We start from the raw sequence: 24983 nt of genomic DNA on the forward strand, positions 1-24983 counted from the left end.
TACATGGAAATCCAATATGATAAAACGAGGTGTTTTGTTGGCTAGGGAATATATATCCGAAGTGCTCTCGTTCGCATATGCCAAAAGCTGGTGGGCTCTTGGTAAAAATGAGAGAGCATCAAAGCTTGCTGGGCTGTCATCAAAACTCAAATCATGGGGCGCATCGTCCAATGCGGCAAAGGCCGGATTATACAATTCCCTTCGAGGAGATTCCGACGTGCTTTTATGGCTCATGTGCGAGAACCCGAAAGACCTCATGGCCGCAAAACTTATGGCAGAAGAATCCTTATCGGAACATGCGTTATGGAAGGCAGGCTTCCTTTCAGTATATACTTCATCCAAGGAAAAGCCAGAGCCAGATGGCAAGGATTATTTTGTCGCATATCCCATGAGCAAAAAGCCGGACTGGTACTTGCTTGGCAAGGAGGAATCAAAGCGAATAGTTGCGGATCACGTAAAGATAGCAGTGGAAAGCAGCCACAACAAAGGAATAACTTCATACACCACTAAGTCTTTTGGCATAGCTGATTACGAATTCGTAGTAATATATGAAATACCGAATATTTTTGAATGGGTTGCCGTCACTGAGGAGCTTAGGTCTGCAGAAGCGAGAAAATGGATAACCAACGAAGCTCCCATTCTTACCGGAATAAGGATGGATGTGTGAATAAATGGATGGGATACTCTTAGTGGCTTATGGAACTCCGAAGGATCTCGATGACGTTGAACGATACTACACTGAAATATTGCGTGGAGCCAGGCCTTCAGCTGCCCAGCTTGAAAAACTTAAAAAAAGGTACGCAGCCATAGGTGGGAGTTCTCCCCTCTTGGATATAACGAACAGCCAGGCCAAAAAGTTGCAGAATCTAATTGACAATAAGATGGAAAAAGCTAAGGTTTATTTTGGCATGAAGTACTCGGAACCGCATATAATCGACGCGATAAAAAAAGCCAAAGAAGATTCCATTTCTAGGCTTTTTTGCATTCCCGTAGCTCCTTTCTACAGCTACATAGGCCAGGGCAGCTATTTTGACCGCGTAAAAGCTGCGGCCAAAGAATGTGGCTATTCTGGAGAAATAAAATTTGTAAACTCATGGCACGACGAAATGGGTCTGGCTGACGCATGGGCCGAAAAGCTGAAAGAAATCGAAATAGACAAAAGCTGGACAATGCTTTTTACTGCTCACAGCCTTCCGCTTAGCGATGCCGATGACCTGAGCGTTTACAGGAGAGAGCTCATATATGCATCAAATTCCGTAGAAAAAAGGTTTGGCTGCAAATGGTCCCTAAGCTTCCAGAGCGCAGCTGACGTTCCCGGGAAATGGATAGGCCCGGATGCCGCATGGCAGATAAATGGCCTTGCAAAGAACGGTGTAAAGAAACTTGTAATAATACCGATAGGCTTCGTATCAGACAATCTTGAAACTATGTACGACGCAGGAATCGAATACGTGGGGCTGTGCAAGGATCTTGGAATCGAGGTAAAAATGCCTAAGATGCCAAACGACGCTGACGGAATAATAACTGCGCTATACAGTGCCTATGTAAAAGCCGCAAAAAAATAATGCATTCAAAGCCTGCGTCCCTTCACAATGCCTACTATCCTTTTAAGATTCTCTGGAGGAGTGTCTTTCAATACTCCATGTCCGAGGTTGAATATGAATTTATCGATTCCAGACGAATCGTCCAGGATTCCTGATACAGCTTTTTCCATGCTTGCTCCTCCGGCCCTTGCCAATTCAGGATCAAGATTTCCCTGTATGCCAAACCTTTCGCCCAATTCGTAATAACTCTTGCGTATTGGGGTGCGTGGGTCTAAGCTTATAAAATCAGGATTCGATTTTGCGAATAGGTCGAGCATGCCGTCGGTCTTGGCGGAAAAATATATCTTCGGAATGTTTTTAGGCAATTCTGACAATATGCGCTTGGTTGGCCCCAACACAAACCTTTCATATTCCTCTTTATCTAGCAGGCCGGCCCAGCTGTCAAATATCTGGACAACCGAAACCCCTGCCCTTATTTGCGCCTTGATGTAATTGGTTATAAGTACCGAAGCGGCATCCATAGCCTTTTCAAAGCCCTTGGGATCATTATTCATGGCCTCTTTAGAGCGCTCGAAAGTTCTGGAAGGCCTTCCCTCTATTATGTAGCTGAAAAGCGTGAACGGGCCTCCTGAAAAGCCTATGAGTGGAACTCCGTCGAGCTTTTCGATCGAAAGTCTTATATTTTCAAGCACGTACTGTGCGTCTCTCTCACAGTCAAACTTTTTGATGCGGTCAATTGCGTCATTGTCACCTATGTCAAGAAGCTTGTCTGCTATTGGGCCTATGTTCTCCTCTATATGCAGTTCGTATCCGACCGCTTTTAGCGGTACCATTATATCCGAATACAGCACTGCTGCATCTACGCCAAGCTTTCTTACCGGGAGTACGGTTATTTCGGACGAGGTCTCCGGGTCTGACTGTACTTCGAGAACATTGCGCCCTCTTTTAAGCTGGGCATATTCCTTGAGATACCTTCCGGCCTGTCTCATGAACCAGACTGGATGCCTCTCCACATGCTCGCCCCTCATCGCCCTGACCAAAAGGCCATCTTTATAACTATCCATTCTTTGCACCTGCTGCCCTTATCGCCGATTCCAGTGTGTTTATCTCTGCTTCTTTGGCATCTTTAAAAGCCATTTTCGCTTTTACAAGGGCCTTTCTGCCTATGCATATTGCCTTTAACCCATGAAATCCACTGAAATCATAATCAACGCTCTTGAACAGGGATTCGACCTCAAGGCCGCTTGGAAAAACCACGGCAGAATATCCATGCGGATCGAATTCCAGCTTGCAATCCTCGACAGAATAAGCCCTTATCCTTATGTGCATGAATCCCGGCGCAAGCTCCCACGTATCCGTTTTGCCAGCGCTGGAGCCCGATATCTCTATTACCGGTCCATGCTCCATTCCTGAAATCCTGGCATATACCTCGTAAAGGCCTCCCCTGTCTGGGGCGTATGCCACGTTTATTCCTAAGCTCTTAAGCTCCATCTCAGTTGCATGCCCGGCTGCAAATACCTTGGCATTTTTCAGAGGGTTTTTTATCCTTAACTCTTTTGCCTTTTCAAAAAACAGGCTTACCGAGTGCTTGGATCCGAATATTACGTATGCAGCAAGCTCCGCCATCCTTACTGCATTGGCAACGGCTTCCCAGTCGTCGGCAAATGCTATCGCCGGTATAAATTCCACGTTTTTTAAGCCCTTGAACCTTGATTTTAAAGCTCCTGCCTCCTCTTTTGGGCAGAATACTGCGATTTTATCCTTTGATGTTCCCGGCAATTATATCTTCCCCTCCATCTTCCATTACCTGTTTCCCCAATTCCCTTCCGAGCCCTTCTGGATTGTTTAAGCTGCCCTCAATGCTCTTTCTTACCTGTTTTTTGCCTTCGATATCGGAAAGGAACCCGGTAATTTTTATGCTCATTCTCTTTTCATCCGCAAGAGCCAATGCCCCTATCGGCACATCGCATCCAATGCCAAATACTCTCCCGAAAGCTCTTTCCGCAGACGTCTCGGATTCAGCTTTTTTATCCCCTATGCTTTTCATCATCCCTACTATTTTGCTGTCATTGGTGCGTGCAGTAATGGCCAATGCACCCTGGCCTATGGCAGGCACCATCATGTCTACTCCAAGCTCCTCGAAACCTGTGCTGTAGCCAAGCCTGCGCATTCCGGATTCCGCAAGTATTAGAGCATCGACAGCGCCGTTGTCCAAAGCTTTCAGGCGCGTATCTACGTTTCCATGTATGTCCTTTACAACGGCATTTCTAACTATGCCGGAGACCTGCACCTTTCTGCGTATGCTGCTTGTTCCGATTACTGGGCTGCTCTTGGATTCAAAGCCCTTTCCTTTTATTATGCAGTCAAACGGGCTGTCCCTTTCCGGAACACAAGCCAGTACAATGCCTTCGTTCAGCTCGTTCTTAAGGTCCTTTAGGCTGTGGACTGCAATGTCTATGGAGCCTTCGGATAGTGCAGCGTCAATCTCCTTTGTGTATATGTCCTTGTCGGTTGCCTTTTCCGCGCTTCTGTCTATCTTCTCGTTGAGCGTCTTTATCCTTATCAGCTCGCATTTGATATCCGGGTATGCTTGCCCTATCTTTCTTGCGACTATTTCAGTCTGTGCTATGGAAAGTGCGCTCCCTCTTGTGCCTATCAGCAGTTTTTCCATGGCGTCACTTGAAAATATCATACTTGCTCATAAGCGCGCGCAGGTCGATTCCTTCATCCACCATTATGGACTTTTCCATGTCTTTCTCGGAAACTTTGGCGTATGCGTCTTTGAGCCTTGCGATGCGCTCAGCCATCCTGTCGAAAAGCATGTTCTTCATCTCTCCGCTCAGGACTTTGCCGCTCCTGTAGTCCTTTGCAAGCTCTTCGGCCTCTTTTTTGCCAAGGAAATAGCTCTTTAAGTAGAAGAATGCCATGTCAACATCTGGGTTACCTCCGAGCTTCCTGTGCTCTTCGACGCTGGCCTGCCCTCCGCTGAACGCGCTCATTATCTTGCGCTTTATCTCCTTCTCAGATTCGTTCAGGAATATGCCGTTGTTCCTGGACTTGGACATTTTTTCCCCGTCAAGCCCTGGCATGAATACGGAATGTATTGCAGCAGGCTTGACCATGCCAAACTTTCCAGCCAGGTCCCTGCAGACCCTCATATGCGAGTCTTCGTCCGAGCCTATCGGCACCATGACGTCTTCATAGCCTATGGTAAGCGGATATGTTATGTGGGCCGACTGAACTACCGGATAGAAATGCAGCCCTATGTTCTGGTCTGGCGTGTATCCATATACCGCCTTGACCTCCGAGAGCGTCAGGCCCCTTGAAAGCTTTATGGCCAGGTTGTATATGTTGGTGTAAATATGGTCTATTATGAATTTAGTCTTAGAAACGTCGAACCCGTACGCTATCATGGTCCTTGCAAGCATCAGCGAGTTCTTTATCGCTGTTTCCTGTGTGTCCACCTTGCCAGATACGTAGCTTTCGTCGTCGGAGATTGGCATGAAGATGTTCACTCCGTATTCCCTCTGGAAAAACAGGTTGGTATCGAAAACCGATATGTGGCCGAGGTGGGGGAGCCCGCTGGCGTTGAAACCCGAGACTATCGCACACTTTTTCTTGCTTTTAAGGCTGGCCAGGAACCTGTCGAAATCCCTGTGGGAATACATGAGCCCGTTGTTGAAAGTGTAAAAGTCCGGAACCCCTTTTACATCTGATATCCTGCCTGCGCCAAACTTCTCGATAAGCTTTATATTGTCCGCTTTTATGCTTCCTATGGCCTCTTTAACAGAGTTGCCGCTTTCGGAGCCTGACATTCTAACCACGATAACAGTTATGTTCCTGCAAGCTTTTAGCCGTTCACTACAGACCTGGGTTCAAAAAGCTATTAACCTTGAGCTACAATATATAGAATCTAAAATTATGGCCGATTTGGTGATATTGTGGAATGGGACAATTTTGATTATTCGAGAACTAAGGAAATGCGCAACAATTTCCTGCCTCTGGAAAAGGTAAAGACCTTTGTGGACCTCAAGGATGGCCAGACATTGATGGACGTAGGTGCAGGAGACGGGTTCTATTCGCTCGCTTTCGCTTCGTACAATCCAGGTTCGGTAATAACAGCTCTTGAGCCTGGCCGCAATGGGTCTGTACTGATAAAAAAGCAAATTTCAGAACTTGGCGTAAAGAATATTAGAGTAATTGAAGAAAGCGCCTGCGATGAGCATGACTATTCGCCCTATGACAAGGTTTTTTTCTCAAACGTGTTCCACGACCTAGAATGCAAGGAGGAGCTGCTTAAGAATTTGTCCAAATCAATGAAAAAAGGCTCGGAACTTATATTCATAGAGTTCAGGAAGGAGGTAGAAATAGGTCCGCCGCAGCACATCCGCATTTCAGAGAAGGAGCTTGAATCAATGATTGCAAAAGCCGGTTTCAGGCTAGTTGCATCGGAAAGGCTTCAGCTCCACTATATGCATAAATATATTAATGAACAGAATAGGTAAAGGTGCATAAAGTGCGTAACAATCGCGATCTTGACAGCATAATGGGTGACATCAACGAAAGCGAAGAGCATGAAAGAAACGGCTCTGATGATTCGGTTGAGGCAATTGGCGACAAGAACGATTCTTTCGAATCCGATGACGATAACGGTTCCATAATGTCTGTAAGCGAATACGAAAGGATAAGCTTCGATAAGTTCGAGGCAGTAGATCTAAGAGTTGCAAAGATACTTGATGCTGAAGTCCATCAGTCAACCAGAAAGCCTATGTACAAGCTTACTTTGGACCTTGGCGAGCTCGGCAAAAGGACTATAGTCGCAGGCATAGGCGCGTTTTACGGAAGGGATGAGCTTATAGGAAAGAAAATAGTAGTTGTGGCAAACCTGGCTCCGCGGACCATAGCTGGAGTTGTTTCCGACGGGATGCTTCTGGCAGCAGAGGACGAGCTCAATGTCTCGTTGATAGTTCCTGACAAGGACGCTGCTCCGGGCAGCAGAATACACTGATTTAGTGATTGCATGGACACAAGGGCAAACACCAAAAAGCAGCAAAAACAGGAAGACGAAAAGCCCATAATGCAGTTTTTTGAAGGCCTTACGTGGATAAAAAATAAAAAGGAATTCAGGGAATTTGCAGAGTTGGAAGGCGCAAAAATAAGAAAAATTGCAGTCGAGATGGGGCTTTCAGGCCAGGGTGCATTGAAAGAGCCGCTAGCTGCAATATACTCCAAGGTCTACTCGTATGCATCAGAGAACCCGGATCTGGAGCCCGAATCCCAAGCGGAATTTGCTGTGACAAGGTCTTTGGACTACTTCGAATATATTAGGCATGGTAGGGGGCTGGAAAGCCTGATGAGGGATATGCAGTTCGAGGCCGCTGCCAAAGGCGAGCAAGGTGTCGACGTATACCTTGATGGGAAGAAGCTGCTCCCTCCGGGCAAGCACAGGAATGGATACTCTGTAGGCATAACTTCAGACAAAGATAACGAAGCCACAAAAGTTTAAGCGTGCTTCTTTATCTTCGCTACTTTTATCTCAAAGTTCAGGTCCTTGCCTGCGAGCTGCGGATTGAAGTCAACCTTTATCGTTTTCTCGCCTATGCTGATTACCGTTCCTTCATGGCCGTCCTCGGTTCTCACTCCCATGCCCTCCCTTACGTCTACTTCGCCGAAATTCTCGGCAGGGACGTCTACTATTAGTTCGTCCTGCTTTTCGCCGTAGGCATCGGCAGCCTTTATTGCAATTTTCTTGGTTTCGTTTAGCTTCATGCCTATAACGCCTTCGTCAAAACCCTTTATGAGCTCCCCGGAGCCGACAGTGAAAGCCAGCGGCTCTTTTCCAACATTGGAATCGAATACGGTCCCATTGTCAAGCGTCCCTGTGTAAAATACTTCTATGCTGTCGCCCTTTTCAACAATCTGTTCGTTTGCTTCTGGCATCAAATCACACGCATATTGACTTCCTAGCCTCCTTTAACACTTTCTATGGATTTGGTTTAGCGCTCTCTAAGAAATTTAGCTTCATATAAGTTTTTCCATAAGCGTATACTTTTCGCATGGTGCACATGGCGCAGAGGTTTATATACCAGTAAGAAAAAAGCTTTACGATGATAGAGATAAAAAGGCTCGACAAGCGCTACAGCGACGGCAACCATGCGCTCAAGGGAATAAGCTTTGACATTGACAAAAGGCTAACTACGGTAATCGGCAGAAACGGGGCAGGAAAGACTACGCTCATGAGGATACTCTCAACCCAGCTGCTGCAGAGCTCAGGCACAGTAAGGATAGACGGCCTAGACAACATAACGGAAGCAAAGGAGATAAGGAAAAGGATAGTGAGCATACCGCAGGAAGCAAGCCCTATAGGTTATCTGACGCCGATGGAACATCTAAAGATGTACCTATGCGCGAGAGGAATGTCGCTCGGAGATTCCACAATAGAAGCTTCCAGGGCGCTCAAGGAGCTTGAGCTCTGGCATGCAAGGGACACTCCCTCGGATATGCTTAGCGGAGGCATGAAGCGCAAGATATTTGTGGCTATGGCATTGGCAGCAAATGCTGATACAATCTTTCTCGACGAGCCGACTACCGGATTAGACCCGCTTTCAAGGATAGAAGTCTGGTCCGCAATAAAGATGCTCAGGGGCAACATAGTCCTTACAACGCACTACATGGAAGAAGCGGCAGAGCTTTCCGAGGACGTAATAATGGTGGAATCCGGAAAGGTGCTGGCCAGGGGCACGGTCGGATCGCTGCTGAAGCGCTTCAAGGGGATGGCCAGGGCCGAAACATCTTCAAAGAATGCAAAGTCAAAATATGTCATAGGCAACACCAGAATAACATACATAAAGCTCTCGGAAGCCGAGAAATACGCAAAGGAGGGCTATGTAATAAAGCCGATAACGCTGGACGACCTTTTCATAATGCAGGGTGTGGACATTGAATCTTAAATTTATAGGAACGTTCACCTGGTACTACGGCATAAGGTCCATAAAGAGGGGCCCGTCGTACATAATATCTTCTATACTCTACCCGCTAGTATTTCTGTTCCTGATTACCATATTCTCTGCGGGCAAATACATTGACTATGCAGTCATAGGAGGCTTCATATCCATAGTCTCAATGAATGCGATATACAGCGGAAGCGATATGGCGTTCCAGAGGCTGCAGCTCAGGACCCAGGATCTTTTCGTGGCTACTGGAATAGGCCCCGCGGATTATATGCTGGCTATGGGGCTGAGCTACCTGGCATCATCGCTTCCAGGCCTTGCAGTATATGCTGTAATAGGCATTCTTCTGGGAATATTCGGCATAGCTAGCACTCTAGCATTCATAGTGCTCCTTCTGGCTGTGCTTCTAGGCACAATGGCAATTTCGTTCACGATATTCGGGTTCATAAAGCACGTAAGGAACATCTGGGGCATAGCTGGCATAGTGAGCATACTGCTTACAGTGCTACCTCCGACGTTTTACCCATATACAATACTTCCTAAGGCATTGCTGTATGTATTCATGATATCGCCGATAACTTCTGTGGCAATGCTTGCGCAGGGTGCATTCGGCCTTGCGCCAATGGCATACTACGCGATACCGGTGCTAATAATAGAGATAATAATATTCTCGCTTATAGGGATAAAGCTGATGCGCTGGAGGGAAAAATAAGCATGCAAACGCGTCTGCGATGTGTAGGCATTCAAAGATCCTGGACGTCAGCGCTTTCCTTTATGAACGTGCCATTCTCAAGCTCCTCGTAAGCCTTTACAAGCTCCTGCTTGTAGTTCATCACTATCGGGCCGTACCAGGCTACTGGCTCGTTAAGGGGCTTCCCCGAGATCAGCATGAACTTCGCGGTTTCGATTCCAGTGCTTACTGCTACCGAATCCCCGCTGCGCTTGTATATTGCCGCGGACCCTTCTTCAATCTCCGTGCCCTTTTCCACCCCCAAGCGGCCCTTGAGCACGTAGGCTATAGCTGTATGCCCCTCAGGGATATCCTGAACGAACTGGGAATCCTTCTTCATGTCGACTACATAATAGCTTATCGGTATTGACAGGTCGCTTATCAGCCCTATCGCATCGGCACGCCTGCCCGCTATGACCTTTATCCTGTTCCCGTAGCTGTCCGTTACTGCCGGCATGTTTTTGTCTTTTAGGTTCCTGTATTTTGGCTGCGTCATCTTGTGCTCCTTTGGAAGATTGACCCAGAGCTGCAGCCCGCTGTTGCCCTCTTTCTCGACCTGCGGCATCTCTTCGTGGAATATGCCGCTTCCGGCGGTCATCCACTGCAGCTCTCCGCTGCCTATGACTCCCGAAACGCCGGTGCTGTCCCTGTGCTTCACCTTTCCTTCCAATATGTAAGTGACGGTCTCTATGCCCCTGTGCGGGTGCCATGGAAAGCCTTTCTCATAATCCTTCGGGTCCTTGGATCCGAAATTGTCAAGAAGCAGGAACGGGTCCGTGTACCTTGCGGCATTCTGGCCCCCGAAAATCCTTCTAAGCTTAACCCCTGCGCCGTCATAAGAGTACTGCCCTTCTATGGCCATTTCAAGCTCTTTTCTCATGATGCCAATATCTGCGTTTTTAATATTTAGCCTTTTCATAAAATCGTTTTTATACGTTTACAAAATCAGCAAGCGAAAAGTGAAGAGTTGCGGTAACGCTAATATTCTTTAGGCTCAAAATCTACAGTATAAGATTGACGCTTTGATGATTTGCTTGGGATTGGGCTTAATAATAACGATAATAATCATAGCTTTCGACTTCCTGATATCAATGTGGGATGCCTATGCAGGGGGCTACAGCCTGGGAATGATGAAGAAAAACGGGGATCCCTCAAAGTTCAGGAAGATATCCGCGTATGCTGCAGTTGGCCTGGGGCTCGTTGGCGCGACATACGTGATGGCAATAGTCATAGGCTTCATAGCTTATTATCTGGCTTACATATCGCTCTCAACCCTGGAATTCGTCCTGAGCTTTGACTTCATATTCCTTGGAATTCTGATAATAGGATTCGGCTTCATAATAACAATACAGTCTATAATAATAGCGGCCAAGCGCAGGAGTGTGTGGAGCATATTGATAGCGCTGTTCAACTCTTTCATAATCGCTTTTGATATTTACATATATGTTACTTCTTTCAGGGAATCCCTAAGCGTGATAAGGCGCACAGGCAGGAGAAGCCAGGGCAACGGCCTCATGATAGTGCTGATAGCTGCCCTCATAGCTGCGCTCATGGTGCATGCGGCATACAAGCATGGGTACAAGAAAGCGCTTGGGGCTACGCCACAGCAAAGTTCCAGGGGCGGGAGGGGCTTCAGAAGCACCGGCATGGTAGAGGGCAAAGGCTGATCAAAAAAGGGAAAAACCGCATATAATTTACAAATGTCAAAGCATGCTGCCGTGCATATTAAATATCTTATAAATGGATAAACGAGTGTGATATATATGAAAGTGGCAATACCTTGCAATAAGGAAAAGATGCTTGTTCCATTGGACCAGGCAGAGCTTATAGTGCTCTACAATGACGAAGACAAGAGCATAGTTGAGAACGAGAACCCTGGATACGGCAGCAAAGAGGCTACAATGTCCATGGTCCTGAGAGAAGCTCCTGATGTCATAGCGGTAAAGGAAGGTGTAATGTGCCCCGGCTCTTACATGATGTCGCAGGGAAGCATAAAGTATGCGCTTGTAAAGAGCGATAGTGCTAGCGACATAATAGCAAACAAAGAGTATGAGGACGCAAAGGAAGAGCTCGCAGAAGAGATATTTGCGGAGAACGACTAATCGTTCTCTTTTTCTTATCCTATTCTCCTATTTTTGGTTTTTATGCTATTGGAAGCATCTGCACGAAAGCGATAAATATAACCTAATGCAGAGATATATCGGTGCCTATTATGGCAATCCCAAAAAAGCTTGAGCCTGAAGACAAAATAGCAGTTATAGCCCCTTCAAGGAGCCTGTCCCTGCTAAGCAGCGAAACGCAACAATACGCCATTAATAGCCTTAGAAGGCTTGGCCTTGAAGTCGAAATAGCCAAGCATGCAACAGAAATCGACGAATTTTCCTCATCTTCGGTAAAATCAAGGGTTGAAGATTTGGAATGGGCTTTTTCCAGCAAGGAGATAAAGGGAATACTGACCGTAATAGGGGGCTTCAACAGCAATGAGCTTCTTAGCTACATTGATTTTGGCCTTATAAGAAAAAATCCAAAGCCATTGTGCGGCTTTTCCGACGCAACAATACTAAACAATTCTATATTTGCGAAAGCAGGGCTAGTTACCTATTACGGTCCACACTTCTCCACATTCGGCATGCTGAAGGGAAACGAATATACAATCGAATATTTCAAAAAATGCCTGATGTCAGAAGAGCCATATGATATTGTCCAATCGAAGGAATGGAGCGACGACTCATGGTATAAGGACCAAGAGAACAGGAAATTCCTTAGGAATGAAGGCTGCAAGGTCATAAATTCCGGCTCTGCTGAAGGCACTGTGCTAGGAGGCAATCTATGCACCTTCAATCTGCTGCAAGGGACCGAGTATATGCCAAACCTTAAAGATTCAATATTATTTTTGGAGGACGACGATGCAATCACTCCCGCAGACTTTGCAAGGGACTTGCAGTCCGTAATACATCAGCCAGGGTTTGAAGGCGTAAAAGGCATAGTAATAGGCAGGTTCCAGCTCAAAACCCAAATGAGCGATGCTCTCTTAAGGAAAATAATAAAGACCAAGAAAGAGCTTGATGGCATACCAATCATAAGCAATGCAGACTTTGGGCACACAACACCTATTGCAACATTTCCGATAGGCGGTACAGCCAAAATAAGCGCCGATGAGAGCGGCGTTTCAATAACCATAAAAGAGCATTAGCAATGCAGGGCTGCCTCTATACGATTGCACCAGTGCTCATCCCAAACGGAATTCGGAAATGCTATCTTTGCATTCGTCTTTTGTCCATAGTGATTGTTATCTTTAAATAACCTGTCTCCAAACAAAAAGAGGTCTGAGGATAGATTCATTGGCGGCGTTCGTTGCCTTAATGAGCTATAAAATCAGCTGTTAAAGTGAAAAAGGGCTTAAAATGGAAGCAGGAGAAAAAACCGACTATAATACCGTGGTGGCAGAAGCTTACCCGACAATTCCGATAATATTTGTATCAAGTTCCAGGGACAACAGGCTGCCTGTGCATAACTCCATGGGCCTTTCTGTAACGGACAAAAACAACGAGACGAGAGTCGAGACAAAAATTACGCGCACCGGATCGGGAAAAATAGATAGATTTCTTCTCAACGGCGAAAAACTTCCTGAAGAGCGCCTTGCCTCGATGGACGAAGTACTGAAATTCTTTAGGAAAGAGACAGGCAAAAATTATGGGATATCTGTGGAATCCAACAATTACAAGGTTTTTTCCGGAAGCAGCGATGCGGGAGCCGCAGCTTACGTAAAAGGGCTCAACGAACTTTTTAATGCAGAGCTGCAGATAGGGCAGATAGCAATGCTTGCAAACTCAATATCAGAATCTGCAATAAGGGCCGTATACGGAGGGCTGAATACTCTTGTAGTCGAAGGGCCTGGAGCGCCATACGGCAAGCAGCTCGCATCCGAAGACGATTTGAAGAACATAAGGATATTCGCGATGGGTTTCGAATACGATTCCAGGCTTTCAGCTGCTGAGATTTTCCAGCTTACCAGAAGCAACCCGTTCTACGAATACAGGCTGAAGATGCTGCCGCAATGGGAAGCAAAAATAAAGCTTGGCCTTTTAAGAAAGGACTGGAATATGGTATTTTCAAATGCGGAAGACAACTGTTCAAACGCGCATTATTTGATAGAAAGCTCGGGCGCAAGGGCAAGGAAAAAGGAAATGATGAATGCAGTTATAGACGTGGAAGAGATAAGGGCATCAGGGCTTCCGGTATATTGGACTGCGGGAGGCGGAAAAATAATAAACGCCTTCTCGTGGGAGCCTTATGGCGATAGGGTGCTTGAGGCTTTAAAAGAAAGGGGCCAGAAGCCAATCGAATATAAGGTGGCTCCAGCCGCAAGGATAAAATCAAAGAGCTGAAAATAAAATCGTGGTTTAGTGCAGAAAAACAAAATAATATTCATAGGTGGAGTTCCAGGGGTTGGAAAAACGAGCATATCTGGAATGCTGGCGCGGAAATTTGGGATAGATATAATGCTTTCTACCGATTATTTGAGGGAATTCGTAAGGCCCCTGGTAAATGACGCTAACGCACGCGATATACTTTCAGTTAGCGTATACGAAGCATGGAAAAAGTTCGGGGAGAAGAGCTATGAAAATATAATAAAGGGCTACCTTAAGCAATCGGATTACATATGCAGCGGCATAAGTGCCACTATTGACAGAGCCGCGAAGAATGGCGAAAACCTTATAATAGAGTCCCTGTACTTCAACGAACCGTTGGCCGAAACTATAAGGCAGAAAGGAGTCTGTGCTGCATATATCTATATTTCTGATTTTACAACCCACACAAAAAGGTTGAACGAGAGGCAGCTGTACACTCATTTCAATTCCCCGGGGCAGAGGCTTTCTGCACAGCTTGACGTTTATGGGGCGATAATGAAATACTCCGAGGCCCTGGCAAAGAAGAATGGTATAGATACATTCGACAATTCTGATTTCCAAGAAACTGCAAAAAAGATAATCGATTCGGTGGGAAGATTTTATGGAAATGACAAAATCTGAGATTGCAAAGCTCTCGCGGCTAGGTAGGGAGATGCATTCCAAACTCGGCAGAAAAGGCATGTTCGAGGAGGTTAAAAAGCACGAAAAGAGCCTGGAAGAAGGCAGGATAACAAACGGGGTAGGATATCCGATAATCGGAATAGAGAAATTCCTTGGCTATTACGACAGCAGCATGAACATAGCATATAACCCATCGATATCGCTTACAACCGATTTCAGCAGGGCAGAGGCTTTCTGCCAGTACCTGCGCAACGGAAAGGACGAAGTGGTGCTTGACGGAGCTTCAAGCGATAAGTACATGAAAAGGATGGAAAAGGCTTTGGACTTTTTCAAGAGAGAAAACAGAATAAGCGGTTCGTTCAGGTTCTACATAACAAGGAAGAAAAGATATAAGGATGCCAAAGGGCTCGGCGAGTCTGCTTCTGTGGCTTCTGCAGCTTCGGAAGCTCTGGTAAAATGCGTTTACGGGGAAGAAGCTTCAAAAGACAGGAGGCTTGTATCAATGTATGCCCGGCTTGTCTCAGGCTCTGGTACGAGGTCCTCATCAGGCGGCATTTCCATGTGGCTTTCCTATCCAGGCATAAAAAGCGGCCAATGCTATGCTGAACAACTGAACGAAAAGCAAAATGATATCAACCTTTTTGCAATTCCTGAAAAATCAAAAATAGAAACGATAGGGGCACACGATGCCGCAAAGAGATCTGATTTTTACAAGCCATGGGTATTTGGCAAATTATCTAGATTTCTCGACGAGATCGAATTTGCCGGGATAGACCAGCTATTGCAAGCTGCAGAAAATGACACGTTCAGGCTAGATGCAGTTCTCATGTCCGGTGGAATGTTCGTGCATAATGACAGGAGCCTGCAAAGGATCAAGAAGTTCATGGATTTCAAGGAAACGGATGATCGCGTGTTCATGAGTGCCGATACTGGACCGAGCTTGGTGTTCCTTTCAAGGAATGCCAAATCACTCAATTCGCTAAAGAAGTTTTTAGGGGATGAGGCATTGGAAGGCGCTGTGCCAAAAGCAAGCACGTCAAGCGAGAAGCTTAAAATGCCGAAAGAAGCCGAGAGTTTTTTTAAATAGCCGCTTTGCAATTTTTGATATATAGAGTGTCGCAGGTTTTTGAGCTGGGTGACTGTAAATTAATCAAATAACTCATTTTACTGCTTCCCTGACTGCATAAATGGAGTAATTGTAAGTGGAATTGTAATAATATGAAGTGGTGTAATTTTTGCTTTGCGGGCATATGCTGGAAGGACTGCTCCCACGGTAGACAACTATTTCGTTTATATCGTTGCAGGTTATCCTCTTTTGAGGGACGATCACTCCGACGCAGTTGTAAGGTTGGTTCTTTGCGCCCATACATAATGTATAAGCTATGTTTGTATAGTTTCCAATGAGCTTATAATTGGTAAAGTTGAGGCCGTTTATTTTTGTTATTGCAGAATAGGTTATATTCCATGCATGACTCAGGGAAGAGTAGTTATAGCTTATCGTAGGGTAAAAAGAAAGCCCGACGACCAAATAGATTATAAGTATAGCGAAGAACACGGAAATTCTAAGAACGCGCTTCTTTTTACCTTTTGCCAATTCTGCCATGAAAATTCCGCAGACTATTGACAACGTCATGGCAACAGGTATTAGCAGCCTTGTAACGTCTTCCACCCCATATTTTCCGTTGCCAGCCGGCATTGCGGAAAGCAGCAAATAGAAAATTGCCACAAAAGCGATAAATGGCATTATGGCTCCTTTCTTAGACCTTGAAAATATCAAGAGATACGCTGTGCCTGCAAGGAACAATGCAAAAAGTATCCCCATATTTGCATAAGGATCCTCGCCGTAAAAAGATTTTCCCGGAAATCCGGATGTGTACTTTATTGGGAGCATTGTGTAAAAATAAAACATATAGCTTGGGACTAAGTTCTCGCTGCTGTATCTGGAAGAGATATAAGCTTCCTGGCCATGTATTCCAAAAAGGGGATTGCCATACATAAGTGCCTGCTGGCTGAGATACAAAACGCCAAATATCGCAATCCCGATTATTGCGAAAGCGAATGCCTTCGCGAGCCATGCTTTCTCAATTTTAAAGCTGCTAAAATAAAGAAGCAGGGCAAGAAAAGGAACATAGGATATTATGCTGAAAGCGGCTTGATTGCCGAAAAATACTCCTGCCCCTGCAGCCATGCCTGCAAAAAGCGCTATTGGGAGAGATCTCCTTTTTATTGCAAAAAGCGCCAGCAATATCCCTGCAGAATCTGCCATTGCTATATATGGGTCTGGCAAAAGCCTTATCCCGTACATCATAACTAGCGGATTAAAAGCGTAAAATGCTGCTGCAACTACTCCTGCCAGAAGATTCTCGAATTCTTTGCCTATCCATAGCAGGCAAACCATTACGACGGCTATTGCGACGAGCGGCGGGAACTCTGTAGCGTAAGCAGAATGCAGCAACGCATAAAAGGGAAACTCCATGGCTGCGAAGCCGAAAGCCGAAACTGTCCATGGTGTTGTTCCCAATACGGACAATTTGACTACGGAATACGCATATATTGAATCATCGAATGGGAGATATATGCCTGGAGAAGAAGAATAATACAAAACTATTGTGGCTGCCAGCAGAATAAAAAATGCTGCAAAGTAATATTTAACATGCTTGGAATTTTCAGGGGCTTTGGATCTCGCACTATTCGAATTAAGCCGAAAACCTTTGGAAAAGCCAATTCCTGCCATTTTGCCTATTCGTTTGCTTGCATGCCTGCTGTTCTTATTGCCGCCATGCGATCGGTGCACTGCAGTCGAAGCCATATCGAAAGCATTGCAAACTACATCCAGCATGAGATTCATCGATTTAAACTGATTGGCTACTAAGGAATAAAAGGTTTAGCTGGCTTGATTTTCGTGCGAATTGTGGCCTATGCATGCAAGCCCCCGAACGGTGCAGCCATAACAATTTAAAAATCTATTTAAATATTTGCATTGAATAGTGGAATAAAACGAATAGGGGTTTAGCAAATGGCTGGCATGAAGCTTAAGTCGGGTTCTCTTGGTTTCTGGGGTCTTGTATTCTACGCAGTAAGCGTAATATTTCCTGCGGGCGCGTTCGCAGTTACAGGCGTTACTGCAATGACATACGCTGGGACAACAGCACCGCTCGCTTTCCTGATAGGCGGAGCGACTCTGTTCCTTGCCATAATAGCAATATACATATTCAGCTCCAAGGTGTCAAATGCAGGGGGCTACTACAAGTACGTCGAATCAAGCGTCCACAACAAATACCTTTCGAAAAGCATGGGACTCTACCAGCTCTTCTGGGTAATAGGCGACATGATAGCTGCCAGCATAATAGGGGGATGGTTCCTCTGGACCGGGCTCGTAACACTTACGGGATATTCGCTTCCGTTGGTTGCAGTGCTCCTTATAGCGTTCATAACTCCTATAATATACCTGCTCGTGGGATTCTTTTCAATAAAAGTGAGCCAGAAACTCGCCCTTATATTTGGAATAATACAGATAGCTTTCTTCCTGCTTCTGGCAATAGCCCTAATAGTCAAGGCTCCGTACAACGGAGTGCAGTACTTCAACATAGGAAACTCTACCAACGGCTTGTACGGATTCTTCCTGGCAATGGTAGTAGGCGCATTCCTGGCATATGGCGGCTACGGCTCGATAGTGTCATTTGGAGAAGAGGCCAAGCTGCCTAAGCATACGCTGAAGAAGGCAATAGTAACCGCATTGCTCATAATGGTTGCTTTCGATACGTTTGTAGTGTATGCGCTAGAAGCTGCTTCTGGCCCTAACCTTGGAACGGCATTGCAGTTCTTCGCACCCGGGCTTTACCTTACAAAGGCCTATTTCGGAATAGCGCTGACGCTAATAGCGTTCGCGATAGTTGAGATAGCGCAGCTCATGTCCCCGGTCCTGTTCGGCAACAGCGCTTCAAGGACCATATTCGCTTTGGCAAGGGACGGGCTTCTTCCAAAATCCCTTACAAAAGTGCATCCAAAATACGGCAGCCCATATATGTCAGTGTTTGCCGTATTCGGAGTAGTAGTTATAGGAGTAATAGTAACCATGGTGCCACTTGTGGCATTATACGGTGAGTCAAACGGCTTATTCGACTCGTTTGTAATATGGGGAACCGCAATAACGATATTCACCCTGATATACCACATAGCCACAAACGAATCGTTGCCCATAATGATGCACAGGCTGAAGCACATGAATGTAGTGAGCCACATCGTGGCTCCGACATTGGGCTCGATTATAATGGCCATAGCAATATACTATTCCCTGCAAGGCCTTAGCGGGCCCCTTGAAGCCGTGCTGGTAATGATTCCCGCGTGGATAATAATATCGCTTGTAGTGGTATACGTAAGGCGTGACAAGATAAAAATGGAGCCGTTGCTTACAAAAGCGCATCCAACTGACAGCATAAGGTAAGAAAGATGGTAGTGCCGGAGTTCAGGGGCTTTCCTTTCGTCGTTACCGGCACCGACCGCTTTTACGTAGTAGCTGGAAGCAGGAAGTATCTCGATTTCTCAGGCTCAGCAATGACAACAGGCTACGATTTCCTGCGTAAAGAGGATTTTGTATCGCCAGTAAGCACTTTGGTATTCAGGAGCACATGGAATGACAGGCTTACAAAAAAGCTAAAGCTTGTTTCGGGGAAGGACAATGTCGTATACTGCACCTCAGGCACCGAAGCATGCGAGACTGCGCTTTCGAGATACCAAAAGCCCATAATTGCATTGGAGAACGCGTATCACGGCAAAGGCTATCTCACATACAGGGCTTCAAACGGCACCGGAATAGATACAAAAAACAGGGTCGTGCACCTAAGGGTTCCACAGGATTCTTCGGAAGATAGAACTACACAAAGCTTTAACGAAGACCTGATTAGAAAGGCATCAAGATCATTCGATATCGATGGCTCCACAATTATATTTGAGCTTGTTCAGTCCGACGGCGGTGTAAATATCCTATCCGACGATTTTATCAGCAGCTTGAAAAAGATTGCATTTGCAAACCATATGCATATGGCAATAGACGAAGTGTATACCGGCATGGGAAGGAGCGGGGAACTGCTGCTCTCCTTAAAAAAGGGATTGAAGCCAGAGATGATATGCATTGGAAAAGGCATGGCTGCAGGGCTTCCGCTGTCCGCGGTACTGTATGACGGCGATTGGAATATATCCTACAACGGCGCTTTCGGCATGCAGTCCGGAAACATGCTATGCTCAAAGGCTGCCATAAAAACTATAGGCGGCCTGACAGAGAAAAGGCTTTCTTTCGTTAGAAGAAAGGGCAAGGAGATAGTCAAGCGCCTTGGCTCAATAAGCAACGAGAAAATAAAGTCCGTAAGGGGAATAGGCTTTATGATAGGAGTTGAACTTACAAAGTCAGGCAAGCCTTTGACTGATTATTCATACGAGCTAAGATCCGAGCTCCTAAAGAAAGGCGTGGTGTGCTCGCTGGTAGGTGCGAAAAGCAATATAATAAAGATAACACCTCCTCCATATATTGATGAAAAAACACTGGATGCAGGAATAGACAGGATTGCAGAAGCATTGGGTGAATAACATGAAGAATGATAAAAGGATTTTAAAATGTGCATTTTCAATAGGCGATGTCAAGGTAAAGGGTGCATCGTTATACAGGGTTAGCGCTCCCATGACCGAGCCTTTTTCGATATCTCTAGGCACGCAGTATGACTTTGACGGCCTTTTCGTAGAGCTCGATGGAGAATCGGAAAAGGGCTATGGTGAATGCAGCACCATACCCGAAATAACCGGGGAGTATACTGGTGCAGCCCTGGAAACCGCGCAGAGTATAATTCTGTCCATAAACGGCAGGGCTTATGAGAGCCTTGAGGATTTTTCCGAAAGCATTACAAAAATAATACATGGGAGCAGTGCAGTAAAGAATGCAATAGAAATGGCTGCGCACGACCTGTACGCAAGATCCAATTCCATCCATGTTGCCAAGCTGCTTGGAGGCTCAATGAAGCCCGCGGAGACTAGCGTGACAATAACTCTCGGCAGCGTTAAGGATGCATTAAAGCAATTGGAATCGATACAGAAGAAAAAGCCGAAGGACATAAAGATGAAGATAGGGGTTGACGCCAATCTTGACATAGCCAGAATAAAGGCAGTGTCGGAAAGGCTTAAGGGCGAAAAATTTTATGTAGATGCAAACCAGGGATATTCGTTGCAAGATGCCATAAAAGTCGGCAAGGTACTTAATGACGTAGGTGCTGCATTCTTTGAGCAGCCAATGGACTATAGGGACCTTGCAAAAATGGCATATTTGCGAAAACAAACCGGAATACCAATAATGCTGGACGAAAGCATAGTTAGCCCAAGAAGCGTCATAGACGCAATAATAGCAGATGCGGCTGATTACGTAAATGTAAAGCTGACCAAAAGCGGAGGCATGCGGCAGGCACTCAAGACGCTTTTCACTACGCAGGCATATGGGATAAAGGCCATGGTAGGATGCATGATAGAAAGCAAGCTCGGTATAGCTGCAAGCCTTGCGGTCGCACTCTCATCAAAGAACGTAATATTCTACGACCTTGACGGATTCCAGTTCTTGAAGGAGCAGCCATTCGAGGCAGGCATAGAATACAAAAATGGCATGAATACGCTTACGGACGGCAAAGGTATAGCCTGCATCCGCAAGTTTTAGGCTATATTGCGTTATTATTCCAGCGATAAAATGCCATGGATACCAATAAGAAGCGTTGACAAGCACTTATACAAAATGGCCATGAAAATGAAGGATGGTTATTCGATTACTGTGAAAAGCTTCAAGAAAGACAGGATTGTTACAATAAAAAGAGCAGGAAACAATTTTGAAATAGACGAAGACGGCTTTAAAAAAGAGAAGTTAACTGTCGATGAGAATGCGCTCAAAAAGGCAATAAAGGATACTATCGATTTTGAATACCCAAAATCCCACGAATTGATGGTAACAGAACAATCGGCAAAGCCTTAAATCCTACAAAGACAATATCTTATCGTGGTTTATTATATGTGTGTGGTATCATGGTGCATGAAAAAGCAATAACCGGAAATACGTCGTTGTACTGCATAATAGGCATGCCTGCTCATCATTCGCTTTCTCCGACAATACACAACGCGATGTACAAGAAGCTCGGAATGGACGCCGTTTTTCTTGCGTTTGACGTTGCCCCTGAAGACCTTAAATCGGCAGTATACGGGATGAAGGCATATGGCATAAAGGGAATGACGCTTACAAGCCCGCACAAGCAGGAGGTCATGAAATACATGGACCACATAGACCCTCTTGCAAAAGAGCTCGGGGCCGTAAATGGGATAGTGATAAAAAACGGCAAGTTTTATGGTTACAATACTGATGAGCCTGGCTCCATAATGTCCTTGGAAAGGCACGGAATGAATACAAAGGCAGGCTATGCTCTGTTCGGCGCAGGAGGTGCGGCAAGAGCTATCGCTTTCGGCCTTGCTCATAAAGGCGTAAAATCCTTGTATATAATAAACAGGACCTTGGAGCATGCGGAAGGGCTTAAATCCGACCTGCAGAAGCGCTTTCCGAAGATGAATATAGAAACCGCAAAGCTCGGATCCAAAAAAGCCGAGATTGCAATAAAGAACTCAAAGTATATACTTAACGCTACGAATATTACTCTTGAAAACAGCAAAGACACGCCTGTTCCTGCAGGGCTGCTTAACAAAGACATGGTGGTTTTCGACGCAAATTATGTACCTTTGAAGAATAAGCTTTTGTCCGACGCAAAAAAGAAGGGATGTATAACAATAAACGGCTTGGAGCTCCTTGTTTACAACCAAGCAGTAGCATTCAAGCTTTTTACAGGGAGGGAGCCAGACATCAAAACGATGATGGATGCAGCAGAAAAAGCAGCAAATTAGCATTAGAATCGAAGCGTTATCCCCTATGTCCCAACTTTATGTAATCATACAGCCTAGATAACGTTCAGGCAAAGAATATTTATTGAGGTAAAACAACATGGTTGGCATAAAGCATAACTTGTATCCTCTGAATGCTGGCGAAGCCGCAAAATTTTTAGGATGCAGCATTGCCGACCTGATAGATAAGCTGACATCTTTTGACTACAGTTCTATACCTACACTTACGGAGAGGGAAGAAGGCGATACCGAAAAATGGGTGGCTATACGAAGCAGGTATCCTTTTACCATCATAGTAATAATGGATCGTGATAGAAACGATATTGCAGGCTACTGGTCGTTTGTGCCTGTGGATGAGAAAACGTTCAAGCGCATAAAGAGCGGCACAATGATAGACGGCGACATAGCCTTAGAAAATATTCCAGAATTGAAACCTGGAAGTAGATGTTATATGTACATAACAATGGTGTTCCTTAAAAAAGAGTACAGGCATACGGATGCGGTAGGCGCTATCTATGATTCATTTACAGAAACATTCTCTAAATTCGCAGAAAAGGATATATTTTTCCATGAGGTGGCCGCAAACGCTTATACTGAAGAAGGTAAATCCTTCGGCATGCGCCTAGGCATGTCATTCGTAACGCATAGCGCCGAAAGGGGAGAAATTTATTCTGCAAAAACACAATTGATTCTCGCTTCCAAATATTTAAATGCCAGCGAAAAGCTCATCAAAGCGTATTCTGCATATCCGTAAGCCCTTGCCAATAGCTTAAATGCCTTATCCATGCCGAGCGTTGCCAATAAAACACGATTATTGCAAGGTGTTGGCTCCCTCCATAATGTGCCATTCATCAAGCCTTTAGCATGTATAAATATACTACTGAGACCACCATCGCGGCTATAGCGGCGAAGTCGCCAAATCCCAGGAACTTTATAAATACCCCGTAAAGTATTGCAAGCCACAGTATATCGAGCTCGGGTATGCTGTAAATGAGCTCTTTGTCAACAACCTTGCGCACTCCCCTTAGGTATTTCGTGTACGTGTAGCTTATGAATCCGAGTACAAATGGCACTACTATGGCGACTCCAGCCAGCGCAGATATGCCTATAGACGCTTCTGTGACCTTGAATCCGAACGCAAGAACTGCGATCAAAGTCACCAGCGCCTCAATAACAGATATCCAGAACCATTTGCTCGGTATTGACTCTCTCTCATAGCTGACCCTTACCGAAAGCATCCCGCCTATTGCATAAAATACTGCTGCAGTAAGGCCCATGGCTATGCTGAAAAGGTTTATCGATGAAGGGTATGAAGAATTGAACGAGATATAAAGGTATATGACGCTAGCAACTATCACGATAATGGCAACAGTTATTCCTATAAGCTTCTTTCCAGATGCTGCAAGCAGCTTTATGTTTTTTCCGTCGAATAGGAAAAAGAGCACACTCATATAAGAAATAGCGTATACTACAAGAAGGCTTTTTGAATTGACCACGCTGAACAGGGCTATGTTGCCTATGGCATAAAATATCCCTGCCAGAATATCGAATCTTTCCGGCTTCCTGCGCATACTTTTCTTAAAAACGAGGGCGGAAGCAAGCGCTATTGCTGCCGACACGGTGAAAATTATCAAAAGCGTGCTCACGTAGTTGCTTCCGTAGAAGCTTATGCTCTCAGTTATGAGCAGTGCCCAGAAAGCGTACGACACCGAAGATATCAATGGAAGGGCAATAAGAAACTTTAGGCCTGGATGTTTTTTATTCGATGGCAGTGGCATCACCATTTCAGTTAGGTATTGAAGGCATAGTTAAAAAGGCTTTTTCTTCTTGGTAAAATGTAATAGCCTTTTTGCAAAAGCAATAGATCTGACAGCGTTGATGCCTGTTTCAAAGCCAAAACTTGCGCTTGGATCGAAATGTGCATAGCCGGCTTCTTTTCGGTTTTAGCACAATGAGAGTAGGTGGTTTCATGGTGCCTGTATCCGATCTGGAAAAGACCGTGATAGACATGTTATATCTGAAGGTTCCAATAAGGGAAGAGCTTTATCCAGAAATATCAAAAAGGCTCGACAAAAGAAGGTTTGAAGAGTACTTAAAAAGTTTCAACAAAAGTTTCTCAGCATATGCCAAAAAGGAGGTTGCACAGATAAGGCAAGATGCAAGCAATGCAGTATAAACTAAAACAGGATAAAGCAACTTCGCTGGCTTCAGAAGTTATCTATTATTATATTTGTAAGAAGTTAAGCTGGCTTTTTTAGTTACTTGGTTTTGGCATCCATTTGGGTTTTCTTATTATTTTGCCAAATATAATTGGTATTTAGACTATGCCTAAATAATTGTTAGAATATCTAACATATTCTACGAATATATATTGCACTGCTTATTTGCGTATTATAAAATAGAGTTTTTTCTGAATCTCCAGGGTTTAGCTGAAATTAGCAGTCAAACCGCAAAATTATTAAGTGTTAAGTACCTATGTGCAATAAGTGGTATCATGAATATATTTAAAAAAAGGCCTCAGAATGATAAGGATTCTGGCGATGAGTTGGTCAAAAGCCCGGTTTCAAAGGAAGCAATAAACCAGATCAGAAAGCAGAAACCTACAATAAAAGTATTCGAAGAAGACAAAAAAGACGAAGAAGACGAATTACACTCTTAGCCAATTGTTTCATTGCTTGCAATTTTAATAGTTAATAATTATAAAATAATATTAGAATTACTAATATTATATTGGCTATCAATTAAATCGCTCAATTTTCGCTCATAATCGCTTGCAGCCTTCGCCAATATAATTGCATGGAAAGGTCTTTTTTAT

General features: G+C 45.0%; 29 protein-coding genes. 21 read left to right on the plus strand and 8 right to left on the minus strand.

The window, feature by feature from the left end:
- Positions 1-37: 37 nt before the first annotated feature.
- Positions 38-667 (plus strand): chlorite dismutase family protein, encoded by a 630-nt coding sequence (locus Micr_RS02805; RefSeq protein WP_226803540.1) that lies wholly within the window; start codon positions 38-40, stop codon positions 665-667.
- Positions 668-671: 4 nt separating this feature from the next.
- Positions 672-1565, plus strand: a complete 894-nt coding sequence (hemH, locus tag Micr_RS02810; RefSeq protein WP_203134165.1) for a ferrochelatase — start codon at positions 672-674, stop codon at positions 1563-1565.
- Between the two features lie 5 nt (positions 1566-1570).
- Here hemH and hemE read toward each other — a convergent pair whose 3' ends face one another.
- From hemE to trpS, 4 genes are read right to left on the minus strand one after another with little or no spacing between them, the layout of a single operon-like run.
- Positions 1571-2608, minus strand: coding sequence for a uroporphyrinogen decarboxylase (gene hemE / locus Micr_RS02815; RefSeq protein ID WP_203134166.1), 1038 nt, complete (start codon positions 2606-2608; stop codon positions 1571-1573).
- The gene (locus Micr_RS02820; RefSeq protein WP_203134167.1) at positions 2601-3323 is read right to left on the minus strand and encodes a uroporphyrinogen-III synthase; all 723 of its coding nucleotides are present in this window, start codon (positions 3321-3323) and stop codon (positions 2601-2603) included. Before Micr_RS02820 ends, hemE begins: the two co-directional genes overlap by 8 nt.
- Positions 3301-4215 carry a hydroxymethylbilane synthase gene (hemC, locus tag Micr_RS02825; RefSeq protein ID WP_203134168.1) on the minus strand — a complete coding sequence of 305 codons (915 nt, stop codon included), beginning with the start codon at positions 4213-4215 and terminating at the stop codon, positions 3301-3303. Before hemC ends, Micr_RS02820 begins: the two co-directional genes overlap by 23 nt.
- 4 nt (positions 4216-4219) lie before the next feature.
- Complete coding sequence (trpS, locus tag Micr_RS02830) at positions 4220-5359, minus strand: tryptophan--tRNA ligase (RefSeq protein WP_203134169.1); 1140 nt, start codon at positions 5357-5359, stop codon at positions 4220-4222.
- 126 nt (positions 5360-5485) lie between these two features.
- On the opposite strand from trpS, the gene Micr_RS02835 reads away from it, so the two are divergent.
- Genes Micr_RS02835 through Micr_RS02845 form a run of 3 tightly spaced genes read left to right on the plus strand, consistent with a single transcriptional unit; the run spans position 5486 to position 7050 of the window.
- The gene (locus tag Micr_RS02835) at positions 5486-6049 is read left to right on the plus strand and encodes a class I SAM-dependent methyltransferase (protein ID WP_203134170.1); all 564 of its coding nucleotides are present in this window, start codon (positions 5486-5488) and stop codon (positions 6047-6049) included.
- Positions 6050-6060: 11 nt separating this feature from the next.
- Complete coding sequence (locus Micr_RS02840; RefSeq protein WP_226803541.1) at positions 6061-6552, plus strand: hypothetical protein; 492 nt, start codon at positions 6061-6063, stop codon at positions 6550-6552.
- Positions 6553-6564: 12 nt separating this feature from the next.
- Entirely contained in the window at positions 6565-7050 is a 486-nt protein-coding gene (locus Micr_RS02845; RefSeq protein ID WP_203134171.1) for a hypothetical protein, read from the plus strand.
- Here the strand turns inward: Micr_RS02845 and Micr_RS02850 are convergent.
- A complete protein-coding gene (locus Micr_RS02850; RefSeq protein WP_203134172.1) occupies positions 7047-7484 on the minus strand; it encodes an FKBP-type peptidyl-prolyl cis-trans isomerase in 438 nt (145 codons plus the stop codon). The two genes, Micr_RS02845 and Micr_RS02850, sit on opposite strands and share 4 nt — an antisense overlap.
- Positions 7485-7651: 167 nt before the next feature.
- On the opposite strand from Micr_RS02850, the gene Micr_RS02855 reads away from it, so the two are divergent.
- Positions 7652-8494 carry an ABC transporter ATP-binding protein gene (locus Micr_RS02855; RefSeq protein WP_203134173.1) on the plus strand — a complete coding sequence of 281 codons (843 nt, stop codon included), beginning with the start codon at positions 7652-7654 and terminating at the stop codon, positions 8492-8494.
- A complete protein-coding gene (locus Micr_RS02860) occupies positions 8484-9206 on the plus strand; it encodes an ABC transporter permease (protein ID WP_203134174.1) in 723 nt (240 codons plus the stop codon). The genes Micr_RS02855 and Micr_RS02860 overlap by 11 nt, the downstream gene beginning before the upstream one ends.
- Before the next feature lie 31 nt (positions 9207-9237).
- On the opposite strand, the gene Micr_RS02865 is transcribed toward Micr_RS02860, so the two are convergent.
- Positions 9238-10143, minus strand: coding sequence for a pirin family protein (locus tag Micr_RS02865; protein WP_226803542.1), 906 nt, complete (start codon positions 10141-10143; stop codon positions 9238-9240).
- 106 nt (positions 10144-10249) lie between these two features.
- Between Micr_RS02865 and Micr_RS02870 the strand changes: the two genes are divergently transcribed.
- The 6 genes from Micr_RS02870 to Micr_RS02895 all read left to right on the plus strand — a co-directional run bounded on the left by Micr_RS02870 (position 10250) and on the right by Micr_RS02895 (position 15344).
- Positions 10250-10891 carry a hypothetical protein gene (locus Micr_RS02870; RefSeq protein ID WP_203134175.1) on the plus strand — a complete coding sequence of 214 codons (642 nt, stop codon included), beginning with the start codon at positions 10250-10252 and terminating at the stop codon, positions 10889-10891.
- Between the two features lie 96 nt (positions 10892-10987).
- Positions 10988-11326, plus strand: coding sequence for a hypothetical protein (locus Micr_RS02875; RefSeq protein WP_203134176.1), 339 nt, complete (start codon positions 10988-10990; stop codon positions 11324-11326).
- A gap of 110 nt (positions 11327-11436) precedes the next feature.
- Complete coding sequence (locus Micr_RS02880) at positions 11437-12417, plus strand: S66 family peptidase (protein WP_203134177.1); 981 nt, start codon at positions 11437-11439, stop codon at positions 12415-12417.
- A gap of 211 nt (positions 12418-12628) precedes the next feature.
- Entirely contained in the window at positions 12629-13612 is a 984-nt protein-coding gene (locus tag Micr_RS02885) for a hypothetical protein (protein ID WP_203134178.1), read from the plus strand.
- An 18-nt stretch (positions 13613-13630) separates the two neighbouring features.
- Positions 13631-14257 carry a 2-phosphoglycerate kinase gene (locus tag Micr_RS02890; protein WP_203134179.1) on the plus strand — a complete coding sequence of 209 codons (627 nt, stop codon included), beginning with the start codon at positions 13631-13633 and terminating at the stop codon, positions 14255-14257.
- Positions 14238-15344, plus strand: coding sequence for a mevalonate pyrophosphate decarboxylase (locus Micr_RS02895; protein ID WP_203134180.1), 1107 nt, complete (start codon positions 14238-14240; stop codon positions 15342-15344). Before Micr_RS02890 ends, Micr_RS02895 begins: the two co-directional genes overlap by 20 nt.
- 72 nt (positions 15345-15416) lie before the next feature.
- Here the strand turns inward: Micr_RS02895 and Micr_RS02900 are convergent, their stop codons facing one another.
- Positions 15417-17096, minus strand: a complete 1680-nt coding sequence (locus Micr_RS02900) for an ArnT family glycosyltransferase (protein ID WP_203134181.1) — start codon at positions 17094-17096, stop codon at positions 15417-15419.
- Between the two features lie 177 nt (positions 17097-17273).
- On the opposite strand from Micr_RS02900, the gene Micr_RS02905 reads away from it, so the two are divergent.
- From Micr_RS02905 to Micr_RS02930, 6 genes are all read left to right on the plus strand, one after another.
- Positions 17274-18701 (plus strand): APC family permease, encoded by a 1428-nt coding sequence (locus Micr_RS02905; protein ID WP_203134182.1) that lies wholly within the window; start codon positions 17274-17276, stop codon positions 18699-18701.
- A gap of 5 nt (positions 18702-18706) precedes the next feature.
- Complete coding sequence (locus Micr_RS02910) at positions 18707-19840, plus strand: aminotransferase class III-fold pyridoxal phosphate-dependent enzyme (protein WP_203134183.1); 1134 nt, start codon at positions 18707-18709, stop codon at positions 19838-19840.
- Between the two features lies 1 nt (position 19841).
- Positions 19842-20948, plus strand: a complete 1107-nt coding sequence (locus Micr_RS02915; protein WP_203134184.1) for a dipeptide epimerase — start codon at positions 19842-19844, stop codon at positions 20946-20948.
- A gap of 30 nt (positions 20949-20978) precedes the next feature.
- On the plus strand, positions 20979-21257 hold the full coding sequence (locus Micr_RS02920) for a hypothetical protein (RefSeq protein ID WP_203134185.1): 279 nt from the start codon (positions 20979-20981) through the stop codon (positions 21255-21257).
- A gap of 50 nt (positions 21258-21307) precedes the next feature.
- Positions 21308-22171 carry a shikimate dehydrogenase gene (locus Micr_RS02925; RefSeq protein ID WP_203134186.1) on the plus strand — a complete coding sequence of 288 codons (864 nt, stop codon included), beginning with the start codon at positions 21308-21310 and terminating at the stop codon, positions 22169-22171.
- A gap of 97 nt (positions 22172-22268) precedes the next feature.
- Entirely contained in the window at positions 22269-22922 is a 654-nt protein-coding gene (locus Micr_RS02930) for a hypothetical protein (RefSeq protein ID WP_203134187.1), read from the plus strand.
- A 97-nt stretch (positions 22923-23019) separates the two neighbouring features.
- Here Micr_RS02930 and Micr_RS02935 read toward each other — a convergent pair whose 3' ends face one another.
- The gene (locus Micr_RS02935) at positions 23020-23952 is read right to left on the minus strand and encodes a hypothetical protein (RefSeq protein ID WP_203134188.1); all 933 of its coding nucleotides are present in this window, start codon (positions 23950-23952) and stop codon (positions 23020-23022) included.
- Positions 23953-24137: 185 nt separating this feature from the next.
- Here Micr_RS02935 and Micr_RS02940 point away from each other — a divergent pair, with 185 nt between their 5' ends.
- Both Micr_RS02940 and Micr_RS02945 read left to right on the plus strand, forming a co-directional pair.
- On the plus strand, positions 24138-24344 hold the full coding sequence (locus tag Micr_RS02940; protein ID WP_203134189.1) for a hypothetical protein: 207 nt from the start codon (positions 24138-24140) through the stop codon (positions 24342-24344).
- Positions 24345-24662: 318 nt separating this feature from the next.
- Positions 24663-24827 (plus strand): hypothetical protein, encoded by a 165-nt coding sequence (locus Micr_RS02945; RefSeq protein WP_203134190.1) that lies wholly within the window; start codon positions 24663-24665, stop codon positions 24825-24827.
- The last annotated feature ends 156 nt before the right edge of the window (positions 24828-24983 follow it).

Origin of the sequence: Candidatus Micrarchaeum sp., assembly GCF_016806735.1 — an archaeon.
GTDB classification, from domain to species: Archaea; Micrarchaeota; Micrarchaeia; order Micrarchaeales; family Micrarchaeaceae; genus Micrarchaeum_A; species Micrarchaeum_A acidiphilum_A.